Origin of the sequence: Neomicrococcus aestuarii, from assembly GCF_014201135.1 — a bacterium.
Lineage (GTDB): Bacteria > Actinomycetota > Actinomycetes > Actinomycetales > Micrococcaceae > Neomicrococcus > Neomicrococcus aestuarii.
This window is the reverse complement of sequence record NZ_JACHDR010000001.1, coordinates 1547808-1573859: the sequence shown is the minus strand read 5'-3', so window position 1 is coordinate 1573859 and position 26052 is coordinate 1547808. Positions and strand designations below refer to the sequence as shown.

Genomic DNA, 26052 nt, shown 5'->3' with positions numbered 1-26052 from the left:
CGATGGGCGGAAACCTGCCCGCCGTGGTTGCCCGCGCGCGGAATCTAGTGGCGGAAGCGCTGGACGCTTTTGATGCTCAGCGCTCCGGCGGTGCACCCCAAGCGTTTGTCGCGTGTAGCGGGGGAGCTGACTCCTTGGCGCTAGCCGCGGCCGCGGGATTCCTTGCTCAACGCAAGGGGTATTCCGTCGGTGCGCTCGTGGTGGACCACGGGCTTCAAACAGGAAGCGCGGAGGTAGCGGAGAAGGCCGCTTCGCAGTGCGCCGACCTTGGACTTTCGCCTGTGCGGGTCTTGAAGGCGCACGTGTCCGGGAACCTCAACGAGGCCTATGCGCGTGAGGCGCGATACGCCGCCATCGAAGAGTTTCTGTCGGCGGACGCTGCGTACCAAAACTCGCCCGTGCTCTTGGCGCACACGCTCAACGATCAAGCCGAACAAGTCCTCCTGGGCCTCGCTCGCGGCTCCGGAACTAGAGCCATCGCTGGGATTCCGCCGGTTCGCGGGCGCTACGTGCGGCCGTTCTTGCCGCTCTCTCGTGAAGACACTGAGTGGATCTGCCACCACGCGCGCCTGGACTTCTGGGTGGACCCCACCAACTTGGAAACGGACGCGCTGCGCAATCAGGTCCGCTTGACTCTCTTGCCGGCGCTCGCAGACACGTTGGGCGCCGTTTACGAAAACCTAGCGAGGACCGCCGAACTCGCTCGCGACGATGCCGACTATCTCGATGAGCTCGCCGACGAAGTGTTGAGGGACGCGATGATGGCTCCGCCGTCGTCCTCGGAAGTGAAACTGGACGTGAATCGCCTCACGCAACTGCCGCGCGCGCTGACAAGCCGAGTTATTCGGCAAGCCGCGATCATGGTGGGCGGAAAAGCCCCGGATTTCGAGCGGACCCGCGCCGTTTTGGGGCTGCTGCGGCTGGGGCCGTCCACCGGTCCCGTGCAATTGGAAGGCCACGTGGACGTTATTCGTACCACTGAGATGCCCCGGGGGCTAGTATTTCGGTCCGCGAGGCCCAAGACTGCTCACTAGTATGGCAATGTTAAACGCAGCAAGACTCACTCGCGCGCAAGCGCAATTGCACCGGAACAGGAGCACGGCGTGGATACCAAAGATGTAGCCAGCGATATCGAAAACGTTCTACTCAGCAAAGAAGATATTCAGGAGCGCATCAAGGACCTTGCGGCGCGTATTGACGCCGATTACGAGGGCCGCGACATTCTGCTTGTGGGTGTTTTGAAGGGCGCCGTTATGGTCATGGCCGACCTCGCGCGCGCACTGCACTCGCACGTGACCATGGACTGGATGGCCGTTTCGAGCTACGGCTCCGGCACGCAGTCCTCCGGCGTTGTCCGCATTCTGAAGGACTTGGACACGGATTTGTTGGGCAAGCACGTGCTGATCGTCGAGGACATCATCGATTCCGGCCTGACATTGTCCTGGTTGCAGTCCAACCTGCGCTCGCGCGGCCCGGCTTCTGTGGAAATCTGCACCTTGTTGCGCAAGCCTGACGCTGCCAAGGTTGAGATCGACGTGAAGTATGTGGGTGAAGAGATCCCGAACGAGTTCGTGGTGGGCTACGGCCTGGACTTCGCTGAGAAGTACCGCAACCTTGATTTCGTGGGCACGCTCGCGCGCCACGTCTACGAATAAACCTCAGTAAGTTGGCCCCGGTTCGTCCGGGGCTTTCTTCTTTTAACTTCCGTTCAGCTTCTAACTTCCCTTCAGTACGACGACGCAGCTTGGGTTTCGCAGTCCCGTTTCGGCAGGGCGGTTGTGGAGTTATCCCCAATTTAGAATTTCTGTTCTAATTGTCGTAGATGTGTTCTAGAATAGGTGGTATGGAAGTCGGGGTCAAACCAACTCAACTTGATTCACCATCCACCTTCGATGCCACCGAGTATTCGGTCACTGCGCTTCGTGAGCACGCGCTGCTCTTGCAAAGCCATCTCGCTTTCCTCGCGGAAGTAGCCACAGTTGTCCCGGGGTCTGCCTCTGAACTGGATGACGTTGGGCTCGCGTTTGAGCGCCTGAGTCATCAGGTGGGCCGTCTGCAAGTCAACTTCGCGGCCCGCATGGAGCAGGCAATTCAGGACTTAAATTCGGACGTGCAACTGAGTTCGGAGCGCTCCAAATTTCGATCCGCCAAAGAGCGGCTCTCGCAAGTTCTCCACGTGAATCCCGGGGAAGTGCAGAAGCGCCTGGACATTGCCCATGCTATTACTCCCGTGGAGTCGCCAGAAGGGGATGTGGAAACCGCGCATCCGTTGATTGGTAGGGCGTTTGAGGACGCTGCGTTGCCCGTGAGTTTGGCGGCAAAGATGATCGGTGCCGTGGATCGACTTCGGGAGCCTATTGAGCAAGTCACCGGCAGCGCGGAAGAAGCGGATCTGCTTTCCGACCGCATGGAAGCTGACCTGCTTAAAGCGGCGACGAGTTCCATCCCCAAAGCCGTAGATCGGCGCGTCAAGGACTGGGAGAACCGCATCAACTCCATGGGTGTTCTGCCAACGCAGCAGGTCAAACAGGAGATTCAGGGAGCGTTCTATTTGGGGCGGTTCATGGGACTTCATCGGTGGAGCTTGCTAGCGGACGATCTTCAGCATGAGACCCTCCTGACCGTCATGGCGCCTGAAGTGAGCCCGCGGTCGCGGAACCAGGTGTCTGAGGATGCGGGTTCTGGGCTGGGAACGCAACTGGGCTCGGGTGCGGGACTGGACTCCGGACCAGGATCTCGAGCCGGAGCGGAGGGAGGCGAGGTCTCGGAAACCGTCGCCCTCGACGAGAACGGAAAACCGCTCGAAGCGCCAAAGGACGGACGATCCCTTGCCCAGAAGCGCCTGGACGGCGTTCTCCACGCACTCTCGGCCGGGTTGAAAGGCGGAAATGTGTCTTTGCACGGCGGCTACCACCCGCAAGTAATCGTCAACATTGATCAGAAGAGCCTCGAGCGGGATCTCCTAGCCTCGGATGTCGAGTTCCGCTCGGACGCTGTTCACTCCGGCCCCATCAACCCTCGTATCATCCGGCAACTAGCCTGCAACGCTGAACTCTTGCCAGTGGTGTTGGGTGGAGATTCTCAAGTGGTGGACGCAGGCAACCGAAGGCGACTCTTTAGCGCCGAGCAGCGCAAGTTGCTCTACGCGAGGGACCGCGGATGCACGTTCCCCGGATGCACCACGGGGGTGGATCGGTGCGAAGCCCATCACGTGCTCGAGTACTCGAAAGGCGGCGTCACCACTTTAGAAAACGCGGCGATGGTGTGTTCGCACCACCACCATCTGGTTCATGAGACGGCGTGGGCGATTGTCATGCGCAATGGCGTTCCTTTCTGGAAACCGCCCGTGCAGGAGGATGCCCAACGACCCCTCATGCGAAACGCCTACTTCCATCCGGAGAAGGCGCAACAGCTAGCGCTTTCTGTCTAGATCCACATCCGAAATCGTCCTGTTCGTCCGCGCTTACTCTGGCCCAACGCCCGAGTCCGCACGGCTATTCGGGGTACCCGGGCGACTGTTCCTTGAACATTTCGCAGCTGTTTGAAAACTTCACAGTGATCGAGTGCGGGATCGCCTCACGATTCCCACCACTACGGCAATGAGGAGGGCAGTACCCACAACCCACAGCTGGGGGTTATCCAGACGCATCTGCGCGCGGAAGACCTCAGAGCCGTAATCCAACATGTCCCTCACGTTGCCATTCAGAACACGCATGCCTGCCGCGCTCTGTGTGGCTGTGGCGAGCACAGGGATGAAGAAAAGTAGGGCAAGGTCAACGACCCAGATTGCTAGTCGACCAAGCGGCTTCCAGCCGTACCAAGCCAGCGCCAATCCCACGATGATCGCGGGCAAGAAGCGGTAGACGTAATTGAGGAACGTTGAGTCGCCGGAGAAAGGGTCAGGGAGGGGACCGGTGAACGACTCAATCAGTGGCATCAAGAATGGGCCCGAAAAGGGTCCGCTGGGGGAGGTCCATGAAAGGATCCACGAGGTCACGGGTACGGCGACGAGGGCCCACATCAGGGCACTCCACGTGGGCGTGCCGGAAGCGAAGACCATGGTCACCAGCGCAGCAAGAGCTGCAAAGAGCACGAAGCCAGCGAGTAGACCCCAAAAATACAACTGGGCAGTCGACGAAGCACCGGCGCCAATGCCCAGTCCTTTGGCCATCTCCCAGAAGGATTGGCCGATCGAAATCAGTAAGCCCAACGCAACGCCGAGCGAGGCACCCAAGGTGACGCTGCGTCGTCGTGCTGGCATCACAAAGTACGGAAGGCAACCGGTGATCGTCGCCGCAACCGCGAGAATGCCCACCAATTCCAGCAGCGCGTACTGGCTGAGAGGAAGCATCGAAAAGGGCATGTCCTCGGGCAGGGTTTCGCGGATCCACAAGTTCTGTAGCAGCATGAGTCCGCCGCTGAGAAGGTGGGGTAAGAGGGCTATCGTGGTTCCGATTTGGCCCAGAACTAGGCCGGTGAAAATGGCAAGACCGCGAGAAGAGGTGGACGCTGCGGTGGACGTGGAGGTGGGGCTCAACGGAAACCTTTCGTGGGTTCGTCTTACAGACTACGCAACTGAGGGAATCGTCATGCGCTACGCCGAGAGGGAACTTTTTGGGCCCGTGGAGCGTGAAAGGTTCGTGAGGTGTAATGCTTGAAACTAAACTTTGTACTTCACGTACGTCTCGCGCGCGTAGTTTTTAGTAGCTTGTGAGCGGGATTGACGAATGGCGTCGTACTTTTCGACCAGAAGGGACGGGGAGATATCTCCCCAGCGAATGAACAAGAAGATCTTCAATAGTTGGCCGTTTTGGGTGTTGATCGGCGCTGTCGCGCTGCTTATCTTCCTGCCTTCACTGACTTCCACAAGCTCCGGACGCGTCGACACGAGCGTCGGCATGGAGCTTTTGCAGGACAAGAAGGTTGAAGAGGCCAAGATCTTTGACGCTGATCAACGAGTAGACCTCCAGCTCAAGGAAAGCTTGACGCTTGACGGTGCCGACAAGGGCAAGAACGTGACCTTCTACTACTCGACGGCGCGCGCGCCCGAGGTAGTGGATGCCATCAATTCGGCTGAATTGAACGGTTACACGGATCAGCCCGTTGAGAGCAACTGGCTGCTGTCCATGCTGGGATTCATCGTCCCGTTTTTGATCATCGCGCTGCTCTTCTGGTTCCTGATGTCCCGCGCTCAAGGCGGCGGCAGCAAGGTCATGCAGTTCGGCAAGTCCCGCGCCAAGCTCATCACCAAAGACATGCCACAGGTGACCTTCAACGACGTTGCAGGTGCCGACGAGGCCGTGGAAGAACTCCACGAAATCAAGGAATTCCTCCAAGAGCCAGCGAAGTTCCAGGCAGTGGGCGCCAAGATTCCTAAGGGTGTTTTGCTCTACGGTCCTCCGGGAACCGGTAAGACCCTGCTGGCGAAGGCTGTTGCCGGTGAAGCTGGCGTGCCTTTCTACTCGATCTCGGGTTCTGACTTCGTGGAAATGTTCGTCGGTGTGGGTGCATCTCGTGTGCGCGACCTCTTCGAGCAGGCCAAGAACAACTCCCCAGCCATCATCTTCGTGGACGAAATCGACGCCGTGGGCCGCCATCGTGGCGCCGGCGTGGGCGGCGGTAACGACGAGCGCGAACAGACTTTGAACCAGCTCCTCGTGGAGATGGACGGCTTCGACGCCAACACCAACGTCATCCTGATCGCGGCAACCAACCGTCCAGACGTCTTGGACCCGGCGCTGTTGCGTCCTGGTCGTTTTGACCGTCAGATCCCGGTTGAAGCACCGGACCTTGCCGGCCGCGAGAAGATCTTGCGCGTTCACGCTCAAGGTAAGCCGATGGCCAACAACGTTGACCTCAAAGCAGTTGCCAAGAACACTCCCGGCTACACCGGTGCCGACCTTGCAAACGTCTTGAACGAAGCTGCACTGTTGACGGCTCGTTCCAACGCGCAGCTCATTGACGACCGTGCTTTGGACGAGGCAATCGACCGCGTTATGGCCGGACCTCAGAAGCGTTCGCGCCTCATGAAAGAACACGAGCGCAAGGTCACCGCATACCACGAAGGTGGTCACGCTCTGGTGGCTGCGGCTCAGCGTCACTCGGCTCCGGTCACGAAGGTCACCATCCTTCCGCGTGGCCGCGCACTCGGCTACACCATGGTGGTTCCGAGCGAAGACAAGTACTCCATCACCCGCAACGAACTGCTGGATCAGCTGGCATACGCCATGGGTGGTCGCGTGGCTGAAGAAATCATCTTCCACGATCCCTCCACCGGCGCCTCGAATGACATCGAGAAGGCCACGGGTACCGCTCGCAAGATGGTCACTCAGTACGGCATGAGCGATCGCATTGGATCCGTGAAGCTCGGCAACGGTAACGCCGAGCCATTCATGGGCCGCGATATGAGCGGTGACCGTGACTACTCTGAACGCGTCGCAGCGATTGTGGATGAGGAAGTTCGCGGACTCATCGACACGGCTCACGACGAGGCGTACTGGATCCTCACCGAGAACCGTCACGTATTGGACCGTCTGGCCCTCGCTCTGCTTGAGCGCGAGACCTTGAACCAGAGGGAACTCGAAGAGGTCTTCCACGACATCGTGAAGGCTCCTGCGCGCGAAGTCTGGCTTTCCAAGGACAGTCGCCCCGTACACACCGAACCTCCTGTGCAGTCGCCGAAGGAGCATGCCGAAATTGAAGCGCGCGAGAACGCCGAACGCAACGGAAACGCAAACGGAAACGGACAGGGCACGTCGCCTAGCGACTCAGACCAGAACGCACCAGAAGAGCAAGAAGGTCACGAGGATGTCATGATCGATCCAAGTTCAGCTCCAAAACTTCCGGGCTCTCGTCCGGGTGACGGCGCTGGATTCCCAGGAGCTGAAGGCACCCCCGGCCCCGGTATCGGTGGACCCGGTGCAGGCGGTTCTGGCAGTGGAGAACACGGCACCACGGGTGGCCCCATGACGTCGGATAACCCGGAATCGAAATAGTCTGTGACCCCGAGAGGGGCCTACCGGTAGGATCGAAAAGTGAGCGAAATCGACGACGACGTCATGCGTGGCCAGTACATCGCCCCGCAGATAGATCAAGAACGTATTGCCAAGGCAGTACGGGAAATCCTTGAGGCGATCGGGGAAGATCCAGATCGTGACGGGCTTCAGGAGACCCCTAAGCGCGTCGCGAAGGCCTACGCGGAAATCTTCGCCGGGCTGCACATGGATCCGAAAGAGATTCTGTCCAAGAGTTTTGACATTGACCACGAAGAAATGGTCCTCGTCAAGGACATCCCCTTCTACTCGACGTGTGAGCACCACTTGGTGCCCTTCCACGGACGAGCACACGTGGGCTATATTCCGGGCAATGACGGTCGAGTGACCGGATTGTCCAAGTTGGCCCGACTGGTTGATATGTACGCACGTCGCCCGCAGGTTCAAGAGCGCCTCACCACGCAAATCGTGGAGGCTATCGAGAGCCTGTTGGAGCCGCGTGGGGCGATCGTTGTAGTGGAGTGCGAACATCTTTGTATGTCGATGCGTGGCGTGCGCAAACCAGGCGCAATGACCGTCACGAGTGCAGTACGTGGGCAATTGCGGCAACCCGCAACCCGCGCTGAGGCCATGAGCCTCATTCTTGGAAAGTAGGTATTACATGTCCCTCGGCGCCATCCCCGGAACCGGTCCAGCAACGAGCCCCCTACCCGTCATCAAGAAATCTACGGTCAAGACGTTCGATTCTTTACCCAAGGATCGAACGCTTGTCATGGGTATTCTGAACGTCACGGAAGATTCTTTTTCCGATGGCGGAAAGTACTTGAATTTCGACGACGCCATCCAGCATGGATTGCGCATGATGTACGCCGGCGCAGACATCATTGATGTGGGTGGCGAATCCACCCGACCAGGCGCCGACTTTGTGGCACCCGAAGACGAAGCCAAGCGAGTAGTCCCGGTAGTGGCGGCCCTCGTGAAGGCTGGCGCAGTAGTCAGCGTTGACACGGTCCACACCTCTACTGCCCGCGCGGCGCTCGATGCCGGCGCGCACATCATCAACGACGTTTCCGGTCTCACTCACGAGCCAGACATGCCAGCGCTGATCGCTGAACGCGGTGTTCCCTATGTATTGATGCACCGCCGCGGGGACCAGCAGTCCATGACTGGTCTGACGGAGTACACGGATGTTCTTGAGGACGTTGTCGCTGAGCTCAAGCAGGTTCGCGAGACCTTCCTTCAGGCTGGCGTGAAGCCGGAGAAGATCATCATCGATCCAGGCCTGGGCTTCGCAAAGGACGCTCGCCACAACTGGGAGCTCTTGAAGAACTTGGACAAGTTGCAGGAACTGGGTCACCCGGTTCTGATTGGCACGTCCCGTAAGCGTTTCTTGGGTTCCTTGCTGGCTGCTAACGGCAAGCCTGCAGCCCCGGCCGAGCGTGATCACGCAACCGCTGCCACCACCACGTTGTCTGCCGCGCAGGGAGCGTGGGCTGTCCGCGTTCACAACATTGAAGAGTCGTTGGACGCGGTGAAGGTTGCAACTGCGTGGACTAAGCCTGAGACCGTCGCGCTAGCGAAGCAGTAGTAGGTGTCCCACGTGAGCAACGCACGCGATGCCATCACGGTCACGGGCATGTCCGCCACGGGCTACCACGGCGTTTTCGATCATGAGAAGCGTGACGGCCAGGAGTTCACCATTGATGTGACCCTGTATACGGACATCCGCCCGGCCGCTGCCACGGATGATCTTGCCCTCACGCTGAACTATGGCGAGCTGGCCGAAGTGGTGGTTCGCGAGATTCAGTCCGGTCCGTACGATCTGATTGAGACTCTTGCGGAGCGCACCGCTGCCGCGATTTTCTCTCATTACGACGACGCCGCAGCCCGCTTAGTTGCGCTGGATCTGACGGTTCACAAGCCCCAAGCACCGATCACCGTTCCCTTTCGGGATGTCACCATCACGATTCACCGGGAGAGACCATGACCGAATCCGCACCAGTCAAAGCGATTCTTGCTTTGGGATCAAACCTGGGCGAGCGCGCAGATACCCTGTCTCTCGCCGTTGCAGATCTGGTGGACCGCAACGATGTGCGTCTTTGCCAGGTCTCCCAAGTGGTCCAGACGAAGGCTGTTGGCGGTCCTGCCAATCAGCCGGACTTCTTGAACATGGTGATCGAAGTGGAAACCACGTTGAGCCCGTACGAGCTCTTGGCGCACTGCAACGCGGTGGAGAACAAGCATCACCGTGTGCGTGAAGTGCACTGGGGTCCTCGCACGCTGGACGTCGACATCATCACGTACGGCGATCTGGAAATGGACGAAGAGCGCCTCACGATCCCGCACAAGCTCGCGGGCGAACGCGCCTTCGTTTTGCAGCCGTGGGCCTGGATGGATCCGGATGCAACGCTTCGCGGGGAGTCCGTCGTGGACCTCGCCCAAAAAGCCGTTGACGCCGAGGACCTTCAGCCGTATTCCCCTCACAACGATGCGTGGGACGAGGGGTCCTAGTGGCCACGCTCAAAATTACGTGGTTGGCGATTGTGGTCGCCGTTGCCGCGCTCGGTGGTTGGATCGCTCAACGTTTCGCCTCCGGTGCCGGCTACGGCGCGCCCGTACTGCACTGGACTTCCTTAATCACCATGGGCGCGGTGTCCTTGCTGGCGCTCGTGCTGGGAATTCGAGTGTTGCGGTACCGCCAGGGCAAGTCGAAGAACCCCATCGACCCCATCATGGCCGCCAGAACACTGGTGTTGGCGCAGGCCGGAGCCTACGGTGGGGCCGTCATTGGTGGGTGGCATTTAGGTATTCTGGTTGACTTTCTAGCTGTCGGATCTACTGGTAGCCCCGCACTGGTTTCGTGCATCGTGATGATGATTGGCGCGCTAGTCATGGTTATTGTTGGTTTTGTGGTGGAGCATTTTTGCAAGATTCCGCCGGAGGAAACTGACGGACCAAGCACGCCTCATCAGCGGCGTGACACCAAGGGGGAGACCGAAGGATATGCCACACGAGCCCATTGATCCTGCAGGAATCGAATGGTTACGCGTCTCACCGAAATACTTGAAGGTCCGCATTCTCAACGGGCTGATCGGCCACTTCTTCTTTGTGCTTTTCTTGGCCGTCCCGCTCATTCTGAGGCTTCTGGGCGTTTGGACATGGCCAGCCGAGTGGCTGGTCTGGGCGCTTCCGGCAGCTGGGTTGATCTACGCCCTCGTTGACATTCTCTTCATCATGCCCCGTCAGGTCAGGGCCATCGGCTACGCAGAGCGCGAAGATGATCTGCTGATTCGAGGGGGCGTGATGTTCCGCAAACTCATGGTGGTTCCTTACGGACGCATGCAGTACGTGGATGTTGAGGCCGGGCCCATCGATCGTGCTTTTGGTCTGTGCAAGGTGAAAATGCATACCGCGAGCCCTAGCGCTAACCCGGAGATTCCAGGAATCCCGGAGGCCGAAGGCGCACGATTGCGCGAACAGCTGTCGGCGCGCGGCGAAGCGAAGCTCGCCGGACTGTGAGCGCCGGATCATGACTGAGGAAAACTGGAACCGAGTTCATCCTGTCTCCCCGTTCGTTCGCGGCTGGGTGCTCGTGGCCGGCGCGATCTACATTTATGTACAAAATGTGCTGAATTCCGCGATCGATGGTCACGTCAACAGCAACATCTTCGCCCTCCCCACGGAGGTCTTATGGCCCGTGGTGGGCATCGCCGCCGCACTCTTGACGGTGATCGTCGGGGGCTTCTACTTGTCGTGGCGCTTCACGCAGTACCAAGTGACGGATGAACACGTGCGTGTCCGCACCGGTGTTCTTTTCCGCCAAAACCGCCAAGCAAGAATCGACCGCGTGCAAGCGATCGACATCGTCCAGCCGCTGCTCGCGCGCATCTTCGGCCTCGCCGAGTTGAAGTTCGAAGTAGCGGACTCCGGCGATTCCGCCATGAGCCTGAGCTATCTCAAGTACAAGGACGCCCAAGCGCTCCGTAGCGCCATCCTGACCCGGGCAGCGGGCCTTCGCACCCAAGCCACAACACCGGCACCCGACCCAGACGCGACCATAGCGGCCGACGAAACCGGGGCTGCGTCGTCGTACTCCCTGGAAAACCCACTCACGGAACCCGTGCCCGAAACGGTGGTGGCAACTACGCCGGTGGGGCGGCTGATTGGAAGTTCGCTGCTGAATTCCACGCTGCTGTCCGTGGTCGGCGCAATCGGGGTGCCGTTCATTGTGGCCGGCGTGTGGCTCAACGAACCCATCACTCTGGTGGCCCTCGTGCCGGCCGGACTGAGCGCGGGCGCACTGCTGTGGTCGGAGCTGAATAAGGGCTTCGCGTTCACCGCCTCCTCGAGCCCCGATGGACTCCGGCTCAAATACGGGCTCACCGATACCAGCCACCAGACCATCCCGCCCGGCCGCATTCAAGCGATTCGCGTGGAATCTCCGTGGCTTTGGCGTCTCTTTGGATGGCATCGGATCACCGCGAACGTGGCTGGCTACGGGCTGGACAATGCTGTGCAGCGTTCCGTGCTGCTGCGCGTGGGAAGTCTCGATGACGTGTATGCGGTGTTGCCGATTGTCCTCCCGGATCCCGGCACGGAGAATCCGCGCGCGGTCCTTGAGAAGGGGCTCCAAGAAGTACCCGACGAGGGCGGCAGTGATTTCACGCAGTCCCCGCGCCGTGCCGCCTGGCTCTCACCGCTCACCTACAAACGCCAGGGCTACCTCAGCACGGACACCAGCATCGTCATTCGCGGCGGCAGGCTCACCCGCCACGTCACCTACGTTCCGCACGAGCGCACGCAAGGCGTGCTGTTGCAACAGGGTCCCATCGCCCGGCGCGTAGGTGTTGCAGACGTCGAACTCGCCTCGACAATGGGCATGGTGCGGGCGCGCGTCAAACAAATGGATGTCAAAGATGCGCGACACTTGTTCTTGATGCAAGCGGACAAAGCCGCAACGGCGCGGCGTTTGCATGATCGAAATCAGTGGCTGATCGAGGAGCAACACCATGAGTAAACCCGGCCGTTTAGGACTGGGAATCATCGGCGCCGGCAAGGTGGGTGCCGTGTTGGGTGCTGCCCTGCGCGCTGCCGAACATCAAGTGGTGGGCGTGCACGCCGTCAGCGAGGCCTCGAAAGATCGCGCCGAAGCGCTCTTGCCGGGCGCCCCGTTGTTGGACATTCCGGACATTGTGGAGCGCTCCGAACTGGTGCTCTTGGCGTTGCCGGATGATGCGTTGGGCCCGCTGGTTCAAGGACTCGCAGATGCTGGCCACTGGCAAATGGGCCAGCTCGTAATGCACACCGCCGGCCGTTTCGGAACCGGAATTCTGGACCCCATCCGCGCGTCCGGCGCCATCCCGCTCGCCATTCACCCGGCCATGAGCTTCACCGGAACCAGCCTCGATCTGGGCCGACTGCGGGACTGCGTCTTCGGCGTCACCGCGGACAAGATGATGCTTCCTATCGCGCAGGCGCTGGTCTTGGAGATGGATGCCGAGAGCACGGTCATCGAGGAAGCCGATCGTGGCAAGTACCACGCTGCCCTCGCCCACGCGTCCAACCATTTGGTCACGATTGCCGGTCAGTCCGCTGAATTGTTGCGGCAGATTGGGGTGGAACGACCAGACCGCGTCTTGGGCCCGCTGATGCGCGCTTCCCTCGAGAACGCTTTGAGCGGGGGAGAGTCCGCGTTGACTGGCCCGGTGGCTCGAGGAGATGTGGGCACGGTTGAAGCGCATATTGCCGCGCTCGCAACGGACGGCGTTACCCCGGATCTTCGCCGCGCGTATCGTGAGCTGGCGCGGGCTACCGCTCAGCGCGCTCTGGTGCGCGGGCTTCTCACCGAGGCGCAAACTTCGGCGATTCTGGATGCGCTCACCCTCGGAACTGGCGAATCCTCGTAAGATCAGAGCGTGAGTTCTGACGTAAATCCCGCACCTTCCGTTTTCCGTTCCGTTTCCCAGAACGACGACGCAGCCTCGCCTCGGTTGCCCATTGTCACCACAACAGTGACTGAGTTTCGCGCGGCGCTGCGCGAGCTCATTGAAGCGCATCCTCCGGGAGGGGCCGATTCAGGTGATGAGCCCGTGGGCGTGGGCTTTGTCCCCACGATGGGTGCTTTGCACGAGGGGCATGGGACGCTGGTGCGCACTGCGCGGTCCCGGAACGACATTGTGGCGGTGTCTATCTTCGTGAATCGCTTGCAGTTCAACGATCCTGTGGACTACGAACGCTACCCGCGCACCCTGGACGCTGATGTGGAGTTGCTTGCGCGTGCAGGAGCGGATGTGGTGTTTGCTCCGGAGGAGTCTGAGGTGTATCCGGACGGGAACCCGTTGGTAGTGGTGTCCTCGGGTGTGCTGGGTGAAAAGTTTGAAGGCGCTTCACGGCCGGGACATTTCGATGGAATGTTGGCTGTAGTTTCAAAACTCCTAAACTTTGCGCAGCCAAGTTTATTGACTTCCAAGAAAGTGAATTACACCGCATTCTTTGGACAAAAAGATGCGCAGCAATTGGCTATCATCAGACGAATGGTCCAGGACCTCGCCTACAACGTGGAAATTGCGGCCGTTCCCATTGTCCGATCCGACCGCGGACTGGCGCTTTCCTCCCGAAATCAGTTCCTTTCCGAGGCTCAAGCAGAAGCAGCCTTGGTGTTATCGCGGGCGCTCTTCCTTTTGAAAGCGCGGGCCGACGCCCATGAACCGCTCAATATCGACGATGCTGTGGCGCTTATTGACGCGGAACCGCTTGTAGAACTGGACTATCTGGAAGTCGTTGACCCTTCCACGCTTGAGCCTATTGGCGTGAATTGCCAGGACACTCCCTTTACGGGATCCGCTCTAGCGCTGGTTGCTGCACGAGTTGGCGAAGTACGACTCATCGACAACATGCCGTTGGGTTCTTAGCGAGGCTTCCTTGCCCAGGTAGTGCTTGCTTGCTCGAGGTGGGTGCGGAACTCGTCGAGTTCTTCCACGATCTCTGCGACGCTCTGACCCTGGTGAGTGGTGAATGCTGCGGCTTCGCCCGCGTAAATCGGGAGCTTATCTAGGTTGCCGGAGGCTATTGCCTCGTTGACGCTCTGGGTGATGTTGTCGCTGGCCTCGACGGCTTGCAGTAGTTCGTCTTCGCGGCCGACCCATTCTTCGGCGAACGCGTTTTTGAGCGCCCTGCCGCCATATTCGCGCTCCCACGGAAGCTTTTGAGCGATGTCGAATGCGTTGGTATAGAGGGTGTCATCCAAGGTGGCGTGGCCAACTGCAGACTTTTTCGTCGGGTGAGCCAAAGACTCTCGCGCCGTGATGAATCGAGTTCCAATCCAAGCCGCGTCAGCGCCACCGGCTAACACCGCCGCCACTCCTCGTGCCGTACCGATGCCGCCGGCAGCCACCACAGGTTTGTCGGTCGCCGACTTCGCGTACTGCAGGAGGGGGAGAGTGGCGACCTCGTTGCGACCGTGTCCGCCGCCTTCGCTGCCGCGGACTACAACAACATCTACATCTGCGGTGAGGGCTTCGTCCACTTCTCTGGCGGAGCCCGCTTGAATGCTGGTGATAATCCCTAGATCTTTCGCCACCGCGAAGGCTTCTGACATCCGCCGATCGCTCGCGGAGATAAAGCTCGCGGACATGAAGTTTGGCTGGTGGCTCAGGATGTGGCGAAGAAACGCCAGATCTTCGGTAAGGGACCAGCCAATGAATCCAACTCCCCATGGTGTGCTGAGGTTATGGCACCACCGAAACTGTTGAGCGAACCACTCTTTGGTGCCCTTCGGTTCGATACCAATCAAGCCCAAGCCGCCGGCCTTGCTGACGGCAGCAGCCAATTCACCACCAGCCGCACCGATCATGGGTGCATTGATGATGGGGGATTCTAGATTCAGACGCCTGGTAAGTGATCCACTTCTCATAAACCAATTCTGACCGAAACGTACTTTTGCTGCCACCACCGCTCACCGATCCCAGAGCGCTGACATGGAAAACCCGCGCAATCTCGCTGATTTTCTTGATGGTCACCCGAGTGCCAACGGCGTAGGAGCCCCCGATTTTGCAAGTGCCCGAAATCCGTGTAAAGTTTTCATCTGTCGCCGCGAGGAGAACGGGTCGGAAGGCTTGTTGATTCGGGTGGCCAATCCACTAAAAATCTTTGAGGGTTGAGTTCTTGTTGCCTTTTATGGGTGGTGGGGGCGAGATTGTCGGGGTTTTTCGTTGAGGTCAGGCTCACATAAAGTGAATTTGACGGAAACGAAAAAGGGTTGTAAATTAGATAAGTCGCCAAGGCGGAAACGGAAAAAAGAATTATCCGTGGATGTTTGGCTGATGTCTGTTGTTTGAGATCTCAATAGTGTGTCATGTTTGTTGATACCGAAGTTTTTTCGGTAATAACTGCTGATGATGAATCCGTTTTGGGTTTGTTGTTGGTTTTTTATTGCTGGGTTTGAATTTGGTGCCATCGATCACGCGTTTTCCCGTGTGGTGTGGTGGTGTCTGTATTTTTTTACGGAGAGTTTGATCCTGGCTCAGGATGAACGCTGGCGGCGTGCTTAACACATGCAAGTCGAACGATGATGCCTAGCTTGCTAGGTGGATTAGTGGCGAACGGGTGAGTAACACGTGAGTAACCTGCCCCTGACTCTGGGATAAGCCTGAGAAATTGGGTCTAATACTGGATATGAGCATCTATCGCATGGTGGGTGTTGGAAAGATTTTTTGGTTAGGGATGGACTCGCGGCCTATCAGCTTGTTGGTGAGGTAGTGGCTCACCAAGGCGACGACGGGTAGCCGGCCTGAGAGGGTGACCGGCCACACTGGGACTGAGACACGGCCCAGACTCCTACGGGAGGCAGCAGTGGGGAATATTGCACAATGGGCGAAAGCCTGATGCAGCGACGCCGCGTGAGGGATGACGGCCTTCGGGTTGTAAACCTCTTTCAGTAGGGAAGAAGCGAAAGTGACGGTACCTGCAGAAGAAGCGCCGGCTAACTACGTGCCAGCAGCCGCGGTAATACGTAGGGCGCAAGCGTTATCCGGAATTATTGGGCGTAAAGAGCTCGTAGGCGGTTTGTCGCGTCTGCCGTGAAAGTCCGGGGCTTAACTCCGGATCTGCGGTGGGTACGGGCAGGCTAGAGTGCAGTAGGGGAGACTGGAATTCCTGGTGTAGCGGTGAAATGCGCAGATATCAGGAGGAACACCGATGGCGAAGGCAGGTCTCTGGGCTGTAACTGACGCTGAGGAGCGAAAGCATGGGTAGCGAACAGGATTAGATACCCTGGTAGTCCATGCCGTAAACGTTGGGCACTAGGTGTGGGGGACATTCCACGTTTTCCGCGCCGTAGCTAACGCATTAAGTGCCCCGCCTGGGGAGTACGGCCGCAAGGCTAAAACTCAAAGGAATTGACGGGGGCCCGCACAAGCGGCGGAGCATGCGGATTAATTCGATGCAACGCGAAGAACCTTACCAAGGCTTGACATGGACTAGATCGCCGCAGAGATGTGGTTTCCCTTCGGGGCTGGTTCACAGGTGGTGCATGGTTGTCGTCAGCTCGTGTCGTGAGATGTTGGGTTAAGTCCCGCAACGAGCGCAACCCTCGTTCTATGTTGCCAGCACGTTATGGTGGGGACTCATAGGAGACTGCCGGGGTCAACTCGGAGGAAGGTGGGGACGACGTCAAATCATCATGCCCCTTATGTCTTGGGCTTCACGCATGCTACAATGGCCGGTACAAAGGGTTGCGATACTGTGAGGTGGAGCTAATCCCAAAAAGCCGGTCTCAGTTCGGATTGGGGTCTGCAACTCGACCCCATGAAGTTGGAGTCGCTAGTAATCGCAGATCAGCAACGCTGCGGTGAATACGTTCCCGGGCCTTGTACACACCGCCCGTCAAGTCACGAAAGTTGGTAACACCCGAAGCCGGTGGCCTAACCCCTTGTGGGAGGGAGCTGTCGAAGGTGGGACTGGCGATTGGGACTAAGTCGTAACAAGGTAGCCGTACCGGAAGGTGCGGCTGGATCACCTCCTTTCTAAGGAGCAACTAACACCACCAGCATGCTCTAATGGGTTTGTTTGTGTGGTGGTAGAGAATATCCCGATTTCCTGTACTTGTGTTACAGGGTCGTGGTGCTCATGGGTGGAATATCAACAAATAATTTCCTGGCGTAGTGGATGATCACCACCGGTTAGTACGACTGTGAATCTTTCGAGGTTTTCTGGTCTGGAACGCGGGTGGGGGTGGTTCGAGTCGGGGGGTGTATGACACATTATTGGGGCCTGAAACAACAGGCCGGCACTGCGTGAGTGGTGTTGGGTGTTGTTTTTGGTGTCTGCACGCTGCTAACAGCGATTCTCGGGGTTTCCCGGTTCGTGGTGTGGGGTGTGTGGGTTGTTGTTTGGGAACTGTATAGTGGACGCGAGCATCTAACAATCACACTTTTATGTGTGGTTGTTGTTTTCTGCAATAAATCGAGTAAACCATTTTTTGATTGTTTCTTGTGTTTGTTTTGTGTTTGTTCTTTGCTTATGAGCTTTTTGTGTTTGTAAGTTTTTAAGGGCGCATGGTGGATGCCTTGGCATTGGGAGCCGATGAAGGACGTGGGAATCTGCGATAAGCCTGGTGGAGTTGATAACCGAGCGTTGATACCAGGATGTCCGAATGGGGAAACCCCGCACGTGTTATGACGTGTGACCAATACTTGAATACATAGGGTATTGGGGGAAACGCGGGGAAGTGAAACATCTCAGTACCCGCAGGAAGAGAAAACAAAAGTGATTCCGTTAGTAGTGGCGAGCGAACGCGGAAGAGGCTAAACCTGTGGTGTGTGATACCTGACGGGGGTTGCATCATGGGGGTTGTGGGGTTACCACGTACGATCACCGTTTTGGGTCGTGAAATGTGTGTGTGTTGAGGCGAATAGGTTGGGAAACCTGACCGTAGACGGTGAGAGTCCGGTAGCTGGTCTATGCATGCATGTTTTTGTGGTGATACCCGAGTATCACGGGGCTCGAGGAATCCCGTGTGAATCTGCCAGGACCACCTGGTAAGCCTAAATACTACCCAATGACCGATAGCGGATTAGTACCGTGAGGGAATGGTGAAAAGTACCCCGGGAGGGGAGTGAAATAGTACCTGAAACCATGTGCTTACAAACCGTCAGAGCATCCTTGTAGGTGTGATGGCGTGCCTTTTGAAGAATGAGCCTGCGAGTTAGTGCTGTGTCGCGAGGTTAACCCGTGAGGGGAAGCCGTAGCGAAAGCGAGTCTGAATAGGGCGTTTGAGTGGCACGGTCTAGACCCGAAGCGGAGTGATCTACCCATGGCCAGGTTGAAGCGCGTGTAAGAGCGCGTGGAGGACCGAACCCACTTCAGTTGAAAATGGAGGGGATGAGCTGTGGGTAGGGGTGAAAGGCCAATCAAACTCCGTGATAGCTGGTTCTCCCCGAAATGCATTTAGGTGCAGCGTTACGTGTTTCTTACTGGAGGTAGAGCTACTGGATGGCTAATGGGCCCCACCGGGTTACTGACGTCAGCCAAACTCCGAATGCCAGTAAGTGAGAGCGTAGCAGTGAGACTGTGGGGGATAAGCTTCATAGTCGAGAGGGAAACAGCCCAGAATGCCGACTAAGGCCCCTAAGCGTGTGCTAAGTGGGAAAGGATGTGGAGTTGCTTAGACAACCAGGAGGTTGGCTTAGAAGCAGCCACCCTTGAAAGAGTGCGTAATAGCTCACTGGTCAAGTGATTCCGCGCCGACAATGTAGCGGGGCTCAAGCACACCGCCGAAGTCGCATCATTCAATTATTGATTGGATGGGTAGGGGAGCGTCGTGTACGGGGTGAAGCTGCCGGGTAACCGTGTGGTGGACTGTACACGAGTGAGAATGCAGGCATGAGTAGCGAATGACGGGTGAGAAACCCGTCCGCCGAATGATCAAGGGTTCCAGGGTCAAGCTAATCTGCCCTGGGTTAGTCGGGACCTAAGGCGAGGCCGACAGGCGTAGTCGATGGACAACGGGTTGATATTCCCGTACCGGCGAAAAACCGTCCCATACCAATATCGTTTTCTGCTAACCACCCCAAAGATACTGTTGTTCTCCTTCGGGAGGATGGTTGTGTTGGCGGCGTGGGACCCGGGAATGTGAGGTCAGCGTATTAACAGGTGTGACGCAGGAAGGTAGCCGGGCCAGGCAATGGAAATGACCTGGTCCAAGGGTGTAGGCCGAGTCATAGGCAAATCCGTGACTCATAGAGGTTGAGACCTGATAGGCGCCCACATTGGTGGGTGATCCGGTGATCCTCTGCTGCCAAGAAAAGCATCGACGCGAGGTTTTAGCCGCCCGTACCCCAAACCGACACAGGTGATCTGGTAGAGAATACCAAGGCGATCGAGAGAATCATGGTTAAGGAACTCGGCAAAATGCCCCCGTAACTTCGGGAGAAGGGGGGCCCTAACCGTGAAACCCACTTGCTGGGTGGAGGCGGATCAGGGCCGCAGAGACCAGGGGGAAGCGACTGTTTACTAAAAACACAGGTCCGTGCGAAGTCGCAAGACGATGTATACGGACTGACTCCTGCCCGGTGCTGGAAGGTTAAGAGGACCTGTTAGCGTAAGCGAAGCGGAGAATTTAAGCCCCAGTAAACGGCGGTGGTAACTATAACCATCCTAAGGTAGCGAAATTCCTTGTCGGGTAAGTTCCGACCTGCACGAATGGAGTAACGACTTCCCCGCTGTCTCAACCATGAACTCGGCGAAATTGCAGTACGAGTAAAGATGCTCGTTACGCGCAGCAGGACGGAAAGACCCCGAGACCTTCACTATAGTTTGGTATTGGTGTTCGGTGCGGTTTGTGTAGGATAGGTGGGAGACTGTGAAGCGGGCACGCTAGTGCTCGTGGAGTCATCGTTGAAATACCACTCTGACCGTACCGGATTCCTAACTTCGGCCCATCATCTGGGTCAGGGACAGTGCCTGATGGGTAGTTTAACTGGGGCGGTTGCCTCCTAAAGAGTAACGGAGGCGCCCAAAGGTTCCCTCAGCCTGGTTGGCAATCAGGTGTCGAGTGTAAGTGCACAAGGGAGCTTGACTGTGAGAGAGACATCTCGAGCAGGGACGAAAGTCGGGACTAGTGATCCGGCGGCACGTTGTGGAACGGCCGTCGCTCAACGGATAAAAGGTACCTCGGGGATAACAGGCTGATCTTGCCCAAGAGTCCATATCGACGGCATGGTTTGGCACCTCGATGTCGGCTCGTCGCATCCTGGGGCTGGAGTAGGTCCCAAGGGTTGGGCTGTTCGCCCATTAAAGCGGTACGCGAGCTGGGTTTAGAACGTCGTGAGACAGTTCGGTCCCTATCCGCTGCGCGCGTAGGAAATTTGAGAAGAGCTGTCCTTAGTACGAGAGGACCGGGACGGACGAACCTCTGGTGTGTCAGTTGTACTGCCAAGTGCACCGCTGATTAGCTACGTTCGGACAGGATAACCGCTGAAAGCATCTAAGCGGGAAGCCTCCTTCAAGATAAGATTTCCATACACCTAGAGTGTTGAAGGCCCCCAGCTAGACCACTGGGTTGATAGGCAGGATGTGGAAGCGAGAACTAAAGACTCGTGAAGCTGACCTGTACTAATAGGCCAACAACTTACAACACACCCCAAACACCACACACCAGTGTGGACCAAGATTTGGGGGAGAACATTCCAGCAGAAAAGCTGCCGCGTCCACCATACAGCACCGAAACAACAAACCACCCCCACCCCCAAACACACACGTGTGTGTGAACGGGAACCGTGCAAACGATTCAGTGAGGGGTAGACACCACACCATGTGTGAATACTTGAACCCAACACCACAACATGTGGAACGTTGCTGGTTCGCCAAAGTTACGGCGGCCATAGCGTGGGGGAAACGCCCGGACCCATCCCGAACCCGGAAGCTAAGACCCACAGCGCCAATGGTACTGCACCCGGGAGGGTGTGGGAGAGTAGGACACCGCCGGACAACCCTTACAGGAAGACCCCCACAACGACGTGAGGGTCTTCCACACTTTAACAACCAAAACAAGAATCCCGCCGGCCCAACAGCCAGCGGGATTTTTGCGTTCCCAGGATTTCACTGTTCCAGTAGTCCGTCCTCATTCCTCCCTACTGCAGCCCGATGCTGGTAGCCGAATGCGCGCCGTCGTACTGGAAAGTGGGGTTTCTCCTTCAAATCGAGCGGTTCTATAATCTGCCGCAACCCAGACGATCTGGCTCGAAGGTGCGTTTGTTACGAAACTACAATGTTTCTAGTAGGCAAATTTTCGCGGGATTCCAAGGATCTGACCAACTAGGCATTCTGCGGGGTGCCGCATCCTTCATTTGAGACGACAGTTCTTCCCGATGTTCTTCAAACGTATGGAGGATCGGAGGTTCAATGTTGAGGATTCCTCGACATGCCGCGGTTATCGCTAGGTGATCGAACCAGTGTCCATTCTCCACAGTGTTTCTTTCATATCAATCCTCCTGAGTTATCGACGGCGGTTTCGTCCAAGGGGAGTGAAGGAGGGCTTCTTTTTCGGCGCGCAGTGGGGTAGCTGCTGGATAATCAAGCTGGTATTCGGGCTATTGATCGCAGTTTTCGCCAACAAAGCGGTTTTGATGTGATCTTTCTTGCGTAGTATGCACGCACATGGCCATACCCGTGATCGGTGAAAACGTGGTCCTGTCATCGTCAATACCGTCTGTTTCGCTTCACGATTTTGCTTCTCTGGTGCACTCAGGAAGTTTCCGTCGAGTGAACTACGTAAGGAGGGACCACATGAGTCCTATGCAAACCGCGGTTGGTGAATCAACCGACATTCTGGCAGTAGCTAATGCTCCTGTCTTGTGGGCGCTGGCACTGGGCGTTTTCCTGGTGATCATCATCCAGTCTGTGATCTACATCAAGGCTGCTCGCAAAGCTGCGGAGTCGGCTGAGATTACCCAGACTGAACTCAACACCGCTTTCAAGACTGGCGCTATCGCGGCAATCGGCCCTTCTTTGGCCGTTGTTATTGTCGCCATTGCACTTCTAGCACTCTTCGGCACCCCGGCCACGCTCGTGCGCATTGGCCTCATCGGCTCGGTGTCCTATGAAACTGGTGCGGCGAATATCGCCTCGGCCACCATGGGCGCCACCCTTGGCGGTCCCACCTACACTCAGAACGTTTTCGCCGTCGCCTTCTTCGCGATGAGCCTTGGCGGCGCTATGTGGATGCTCGCTACCTTGATCCTGACCCCGCTCCTTCAGCGCGGCGAGCACAAGCTCAAGAAGGTCAACCCGGCCATCATGAGCGTGATCCCGGCCGCAGCGTTGCTTGCTGCCTTCATCTCCCTGGGCATTGCTGAAGTCCCAAAGAGCGCGGTGCACATCGTGACCTTGCTAGCGGCAGGTATCACCATGGGCGTCTGTGTCTTCCTTGCGCAGAAGTTCAAGAAGGATTGGCTCAAGGAATGGGGCCTCGGTATTGCGATTGTGGTGGGCCTCATTGTCGCCTACATCGCGCATTTCTCTTCGATTGGGCCGGCAGCCTAACCGGCGGCTGAGAAAGGACGAATAACTATGGAACAGTCTTCAGCTCCTACGGCTGTCAACGCCGGAATGCAGTAATTCGAGCGCACCACCTCCCGTTGGGGTCGCCTGACGATGATCGCCGGCTTGATTATTTCTCTCGCCGGCCCCATTTACCTCCTCATGTCAGGGTCAATCCAGTTTGAGCAGTCGCAATTGTGGGGCGCGTTCCTCGCAGTTGCCGGCACGTTCTTCTTGATCTGGATCATTGAACCCATCACGTACTTCCCGATTTTGGGCCCTGCGTCCATGTATCAGGCGTTCATGATCGGCAACATCTCCAACAAGTTGCTGCCTGCAGCGATGATCGCGCAGGCCAAGATCGATGCAAAGCCTGGCACCTCGCGCGGTAGCTTGGCGGCAGTCATGGCGATTTCCGGCGCAGCATCCGTTCACTTGGTGTCTTTGCTTTTGTTCGTGGGCTTCTTGGGAACCTGGCTCTTGAGCGTGGTCCCCGCTGAAGTCATCACCGTTGTCCGCTTGTACGTGTTCCCGGCCGTCATCGGCGCCGTGATTGTTCAGGCGATCTTCGCGCTCCGTCAGTACCGTCCAACGATCATCGCGTTCGCGGTGGCTTTGGTAGTGCAGTTCGGCCTGGTTCCGCTCTTCCCGAAGTTGAGCATGGCGACCACCGCTATCTGCGTGATTCTCACGATTCTTGTGGCATGGTTTGCGCGTAAGCGCGCTTAGCGCTTCAGAAGCGAGTCCCGTCCACTGCAGTTGAGTGGGCGGGACTCACTTTTTTGGCGGGGTTTTCAGTACGACGCCGCAGCTCACCACCGGTGGGCAACGTCGATGACCAGCCGGGTTGTGGTGGCATCCTTGATGACGAAGGTTCGGAACGGAAGCCGCGCCCGAACGCCGAGACCAAAGCTGGTCTGTCCCTCGAAGCTGCCCAGATATGCGGCTTGGCGGAACGTGGTGTAGCCGGCCAGATTCACGATGTTGTTCCGGTTGACCGGATTGTAGGTGGAGGCGCCGGTGTTGATGTTGTACGCGGGAGCGTTCACCACAATCTGCAGGTCAGCGGCCCCCAAGAGCGGAACCCGCCGGCCCTCTCCTTCGGTATAGACCGCGGAAACATAGCGGACATCGTATCCACGAAGGTTTCCTCTGATATCGATCACGAGGCGGTCGTAGCACGTGTGTTGTCCGGCGCGGACGTTGCGCACAGTGGCGGAAGAGTAAGCAAAAGTGGTGCGGTCGGCGAGCGAGCCCCACGTGATGCCGCAGTAGGGCGCTGCTTGAGCGCTCGAAGGCACTGCAACGAGCGTCGTGGCAGCCATTGCCACTCCCGCCAGAGCGGTGAGTACCTTTTTCATGGTGGTGTTGCCTTTCGGAGCGTTGCTACGTGGCTCGTAGCAAGCGATGACTCATGGTGCGCCCGCAATCACCCACATACAAGACTTGTTATTCAATCTTGGTGAAATATCCACAGGTGTCTCAATTGGGTCACAGGGTGCACGCCGAGAGCGAATAATGGATATTGCAGATCACCCGAACTGAGACGAACTTTTAGGCTGAAAACATGACGCAATCAATCCGCCCACAAGATGATTTGTTCCGTTCCCTCAATGGCGCCTGGATGAGTTCTGCAACGATCCCCGCTGACAGGGGAACTTACGGATCCTTCGAAGAGCTCCGTGAAAAGGCAGAGGCCAACGTTCACGCCATCATTGAGGAGTCAACGGCCTCCGGAGACCACGCCAATGACCCGAAAGCGCGGCGAATCTCGGATCTTTTTGCATCCTTCATGGACATTGACGGCATTGAAGCCCGTGGCGCCGAACCCATCAAGGCGTACCTCGAAGAGATTGACACGATCTCCACCATTGACGAACTTTTCACCGTCTTGGGGCGTTATCAGCGCGAAGGAATCAGTGGCATCTACGGTGTGGGAGCCTCCAACGATCCGGGCCAGCCGGATCGCAACCTCTTGACCTTCCTGCAATCGGGTCTGGGTCTTCCGGATGAGTCGTACTACCGCGAAGAGCAGTTCGCAGAACTCAAAGGCCAGTATCAGGAGCACCTCGTTCGTCTCTTGAGCCTGGCCGGACGCAACGATGCTGCGGAAGCGAGTGCCGGCGTCGTCGTGCTGGAAGAATCTCTCGCGAGCCACCACTGGGATCGAGTGAAGTCCCGCGACGCCCAAGCCCGCTATAACCTCACTACTGCGGCTGAGCTTTTTGCCTTGCACCCATTGATCGAGAAGTGGCTGGCTGGCGCCGGAATCGAGTCGAAGTACTTCGCTGAAGTGAACCTCTGGCAGCCCAGCTTCCTCGAAGGTGTGGAAAAGGAAGCCCGCGAGCGTCCGCTGGGGCAGTGGAAGAGCTGGCTCATGGTGCAGGTGGTGCGCTCGTTCGCACCGTACCTGTCCGAAGCGTTCGTGAACGAGGGCTTCGAGTTCTACCAAAAGAAGCTCGCCGGCGTGGAGCAGCTCAAGGAACGTTGGAAGCGCGGCGTCGCCTTTGTTGAGGGAGGCGTGGGCGAAGACGTCGGGCAGCTTTACGTTGCCAAGCACTTCCCGCCAAGTGACAAAGCCACCATGGAGGAGCTCGTTGAGCGACTCGTAGACGCCTACCGTGAATCCATTCAGCAATTGCCGTGGATGACGGACGCTACGAAGGAAAAAGCACTCGAAAAGCTGGGATCCTTCCGCACGAAGATCGGCTACCCGGACCAGTGGATCGACTACTCCAGTATCGAAACCACTCCGAACGACGTCATTCAGAACGCCGCGAACGTCAACGAATTCGAATTCAAGCGCGAGCTGCAAAAGATCGACGACGGCGTGGACCGCGAGCTGTGGTTCATGTTCCCGCAGACCGTCAACGCGTACTACCACCCGCTGTTGAACGAGATCGCGTTCCCGGCCGCCATCCTGCAATTGCCGTTCTTCGATGCTGAGCGTGACACCGCCTCCAACTTCGGTTCGATCGGCGCAGTGATTGGCCACGAGATCGGCCACGGCTTCGACGATCAAGGCTCCCAGTTCGATGGCACCGGACAGTTGAATAACTGGTGGACCGATGAGGACCGCGCGGCCTTCGAAGCACTGACAGGCAAGTTGGTGGCGCAGTTCGACGAGCTCGAGCCACCGGAAACCCCTGGCAATAAGGTCAACGGCAAGCTCACTTTGGGTGAAAACATTGGCGACTTGGGCGGCCTGGGCATTGCGTACAAGGCGTACAAGCTGGAGCTTCAAAAGCTTGGTGTTGACGAAGATGAGGTGATTGACGGTCGCACCGGCGATCAGCGTTTCTTCGGTGCCTGGGCGGAGAGCTGGCGCTCGATCACGCGTTCCGAGACAATGCTGACTCGTCTCAAGACGGATCCGCACTCACCCAACGAGTTCCGCTGCAACCAGATCGTCAAGAACCTGGAAGCCTTCCATCAGGCGTACCAGACGCGGCCCGGTGATGGCATGTGGCTTGACCCTGAAGACCGCGTGGTCATCTGGTAGCGACGTCTGATGTCGGCGGCT

At 57.7% G+C, this 26052-nt stretch carries 20 protein-coding genes and 3 rRNA genes; 19 read left to right on the top strand and 4 right to left on the bottom strand.

Annotation, left to right across the window (positions count from 1 at the left end; genetic code table 11):
• Positions 1-2 precede the first annotated feature (2 nt).
• From tilS to HD598_RS07015, 3 genes are all read left to right on the top strand, one after another.
• Positions 3-1034 carry a tRNA lysidine(34) synthetase TilS gene (gene tilS / locus HD598_RS07025; RefSeq protein ID WP_183664791.1) on the top strand — a complete coding sequence of 344 codons (1032 nt, stop codon included), beginning with the start codon at positions 3-5 and terminating at the stop codon, positions 1032-1034.
• A gap of 69 nt (positions 1035-1103) precedes the next feature.
• Positions 1104-1655, top strand: a complete 552-nt coding sequence (gene hpt / locus HD598_RS07020; protein ID WP_071894404.1) for a hypoxanthine phosphoribosyltransferase — start codon at positions 1104-1106, stop codon at positions 1653-1655.
• Between the two features lie 188 nt (positions 1656-1843).
• The gene (locus tag HD598_RS07015; RefSeq protein WP_183664789.1) at positions 1844-3430 is read left to right on the top strand and encodes an HNH endonuclease signature motif containing protein; all 1587 of its coding nucleotides are present in this window, start codon (positions 1844-1846) and stop codon (positions 3428-3430) included.
• Between the two features lie 120 nt (positions 3431-3550).
• On the opposite strand, the gene HD598_RS07010 is transcribed toward HD598_RS07015, so the two are convergent.
• Positions 3551-4537 carry a hypothetical protein gene (locus tag HD598_RS07010; RefSeq protein ID WP_183664788.1) on the bottom strand — a complete coding sequence of 329 codons (987 nt, stop codon included), beginning with the start codon at positions 4535-4537 and terminating at the stop codon, positions 3551-3553.
• 241 nt (positions 4538-4778) lie between these two features.
• Here HD598_RS07010 and ftsH point away from each other — a divergent pair, with 241 nt between their 5' ends.
• The 10 genes from ftsH (at position 4779) to panC (ending at position 13903) form a co-directional block, all read left to right on the top strand.
• A complete protein-coding gene (gene ftsH / locus HD598_RS07005; RefSeq protein WP_183664786.1) occupies positions 4779-6995 on the top strand; it encodes an ATP-dependent zinc metalloprotease FtsH in 2217 nt (738 codons plus the stop codon).
• 63 nt (positions 6996-7058) lie between these two features.
• Positions 7059-7646 carry a GTP cyclohydrolase I FolE gene (gene folE, locus HD598_RS07000; protein WP_071895277.1) on the top strand — a complete coding sequence of 196 codons (588 nt, stop codon included), beginning with the start codon at positions 7059-7061 and terminating at the stop codon, positions 7644-7646.
• Between the two features lie 7 nt (positions 7647-7653).
• Positions 7654-8580 carry a dihydropteroate synthase gene (gene folP / locus HD598_RS06995; RefSeq protein WP_183664783.1) on the top strand — a complete coding sequence of 309 codons (927 nt, stop codon included), beginning with the start codon at positions 7654-7656 and terminating at the stop codon, positions 8578-8580.
• Between the two features lie 12 nt (positions 8581-8592).
• Positions 8593-8979, top strand: coding sequence for a dihydroneopterin aldolase (gene folB / locus HD598_RS06990; protein WP_183664781.1), 387 nt, complete (start codon positions 8593-8595; stop codon positions 8977-8979).
• Positions 8976-9503, top strand: coding sequence for a 2-amino-4-hydroxy-6-hydroxymethyldihydropteridine diphosphokinase (folK, locus tag HD598_RS06985; RefSeq protein ID WP_183664779.1), 528 nt, complete (start codon positions 8976-8978; stop codon positions 9501-9503). Before folB ends, folK begins: the two co-directional genes overlap by 4 nt.
• On the top strand, positions 9503-10015 hold the full coding sequence (locus HD598_RS06980; RefSeq protein WP_183664777.1) for a DUF3180 domain-containing protein: 513 nt from the start codon (positions 9503-9505) through the stop codon (positions 10013-10015). Before folK ends, HD598_RS06980 begins: the two co-directional genes overlap by 1 nt.
• On the top strand, positions 9996-10511 hold the full coding sequence (locus HD598_RS06975; protein ID WP_183664775.1) for a PH domain-containing protein: 516 nt from the start codon (positions 9996-9998) through the stop codon (positions 10509-10511). The genes HD598_RS06980 and HD598_RS06975 overlap by 20 nt, the downstream gene beginning before the upstream one ends.
• 10 nt (positions 10512-10521) lie before the next feature.
• Positions 10522-12009: a PH domain-containing protein gene (locus tag HD598_RS06970; RefSeq protein ID WP_183664773.1), complete on the top strand. Its 1488-nt coding sequence runs from the start codon at positions 10522-10524 to the stop codon at positions 12007-12009.
• Positions 12002-12898 (top strand): Rossmann-like and DUF2520 domain-containing protein, encoded by an 897-nt coding sequence (locus HD598_RS06965; RefSeq protein ID WP_183664771.1) that lies wholly within the window; start codon positions 12002-12004, stop codon positions 12896-12898. Before HD598_RS06970 ends, HD598_RS06965 begins: the two co-directional genes overlap by 8 nt.
• A gap of 84 nt (positions 12899-12982) precedes the next feature.
• The gene (gene panC, locus HD598_RS06960; RefSeq protein ID WP_183666700.1) at positions 12983-13903 is read left to right on the top strand and encodes a pantoate--beta-alanine ligase; all 921 of its coding nucleotides are present in this window, start codon (positions 12983-12985) and stop codon (positions 13901-13903) included.
• Here panC and HD598_RS06955 read toward each other — a convergent pair.
• Positions 13900-14904: an NAD(P)H-dependent flavin oxidoreductase gene (locus HD598_RS06955; RefSeq protein WP_183664769.1), complete on the bottom strand. Its 1005-nt coding sequence runs from the start codon at positions 14902-14904 to the stop codon at positions 13900-13902. The two genes, panC and HD598_RS06955, sit on opposite strands and share 4 nt — an antisense overlap.
• Positions 14905-15165: 261 nt before the next feature.
• Positions 15166-15447 carry a hypothetical protein gene (locus tag HD598_RS06950; protein ID WP_183664767.1) on the bottom strand — a complete coding sequence of 94 codons (282 nt, stop codon included), beginning with the start codon at positions 15445-15447 and terminating at the stop codon, positions 15166-15168.
• Positions 15448-15490: 43 nt separating this feature from the next.
• Between HD598_RS06950 and HD598_RS06945 the strand changes: the two genes are divergently transcribed.
• From HD598_RS06945 to HD598_RS06925, 5 genes are all read left to right on the top strand, one after another.
• Positions 15491-17014 (top strand): 16S ribosomal RNA (locus HD598_RS06945).
• Positions 17015-17525: 511 nt separating this feature from the next.
• Positions 17526-20627 (top strand): 23S ribosomal RNA (locus HD598_RS06940).
• 234 nt (positions 20628-20861) lie between these two features.
• Positions 20862-20978, top strand: a 5S ribosomal RNA gene (gene rrf / locus HD598_RS06935).
• Together the 16S, 23S and 5S rRNA genes form the textbook arrangement of a ribosomal RNA operon.
• Positions 20979-21776: 798 nt before the next feature.
• Positions 21777-22532, top strand: coding sequence for a DUF5058 family protein (locus HD598_RS06930; RefSeq protein ID WP_409366177.1), 756 nt, complete (start codon positions 21777-21779; stop codon positions 22530-22532).
• A 123-nt stretch (positions 22533-22655) separates the two neighbouring features.
• Positions 22656-23258, top strand: coding sequence for a hypothetical protein (locus tag HD598_RS06925; RefSeq protein ID WP_260170509.1), 603 nt, complete (start codon positions 22656-22658; stop codon positions 23256-23258).
• Positions 23259-23341: 83 nt separating this feature from the next.
• Here HD598_RS06925 and HD598_RS06920 read toward each other — a convergent pair whose 3' ends face one another.
• Positions 23342-23890 (bottom strand): AMIN-like domain-containing (lipo)protein, encoded by a 549-nt coding sequence (locus tag HD598_RS06920; RefSeq protein WP_183664765.1) that lies wholly within the window; start codon positions 23888-23890, stop codon positions 23342-23344.
• A 206-nt stretch (positions 23891-24096) separates the two neighbouring features.
• Between HD598_RS06920 and HD598_RS06915 the strand changes: the two genes are divergently transcribed.
• Positions 24097-26031: a M13 family metallopeptidase gene (locus tag HD598_RS06915; protein WP_183664763.1), complete on the top strand. Its 1935-nt coding sequence runs from the start codon at positions 24097-24099 to the stop codon at positions 26029-26031.
• The last annotated feature ends 21 nt before the right edge of the window (positions 26032-26052 follow it).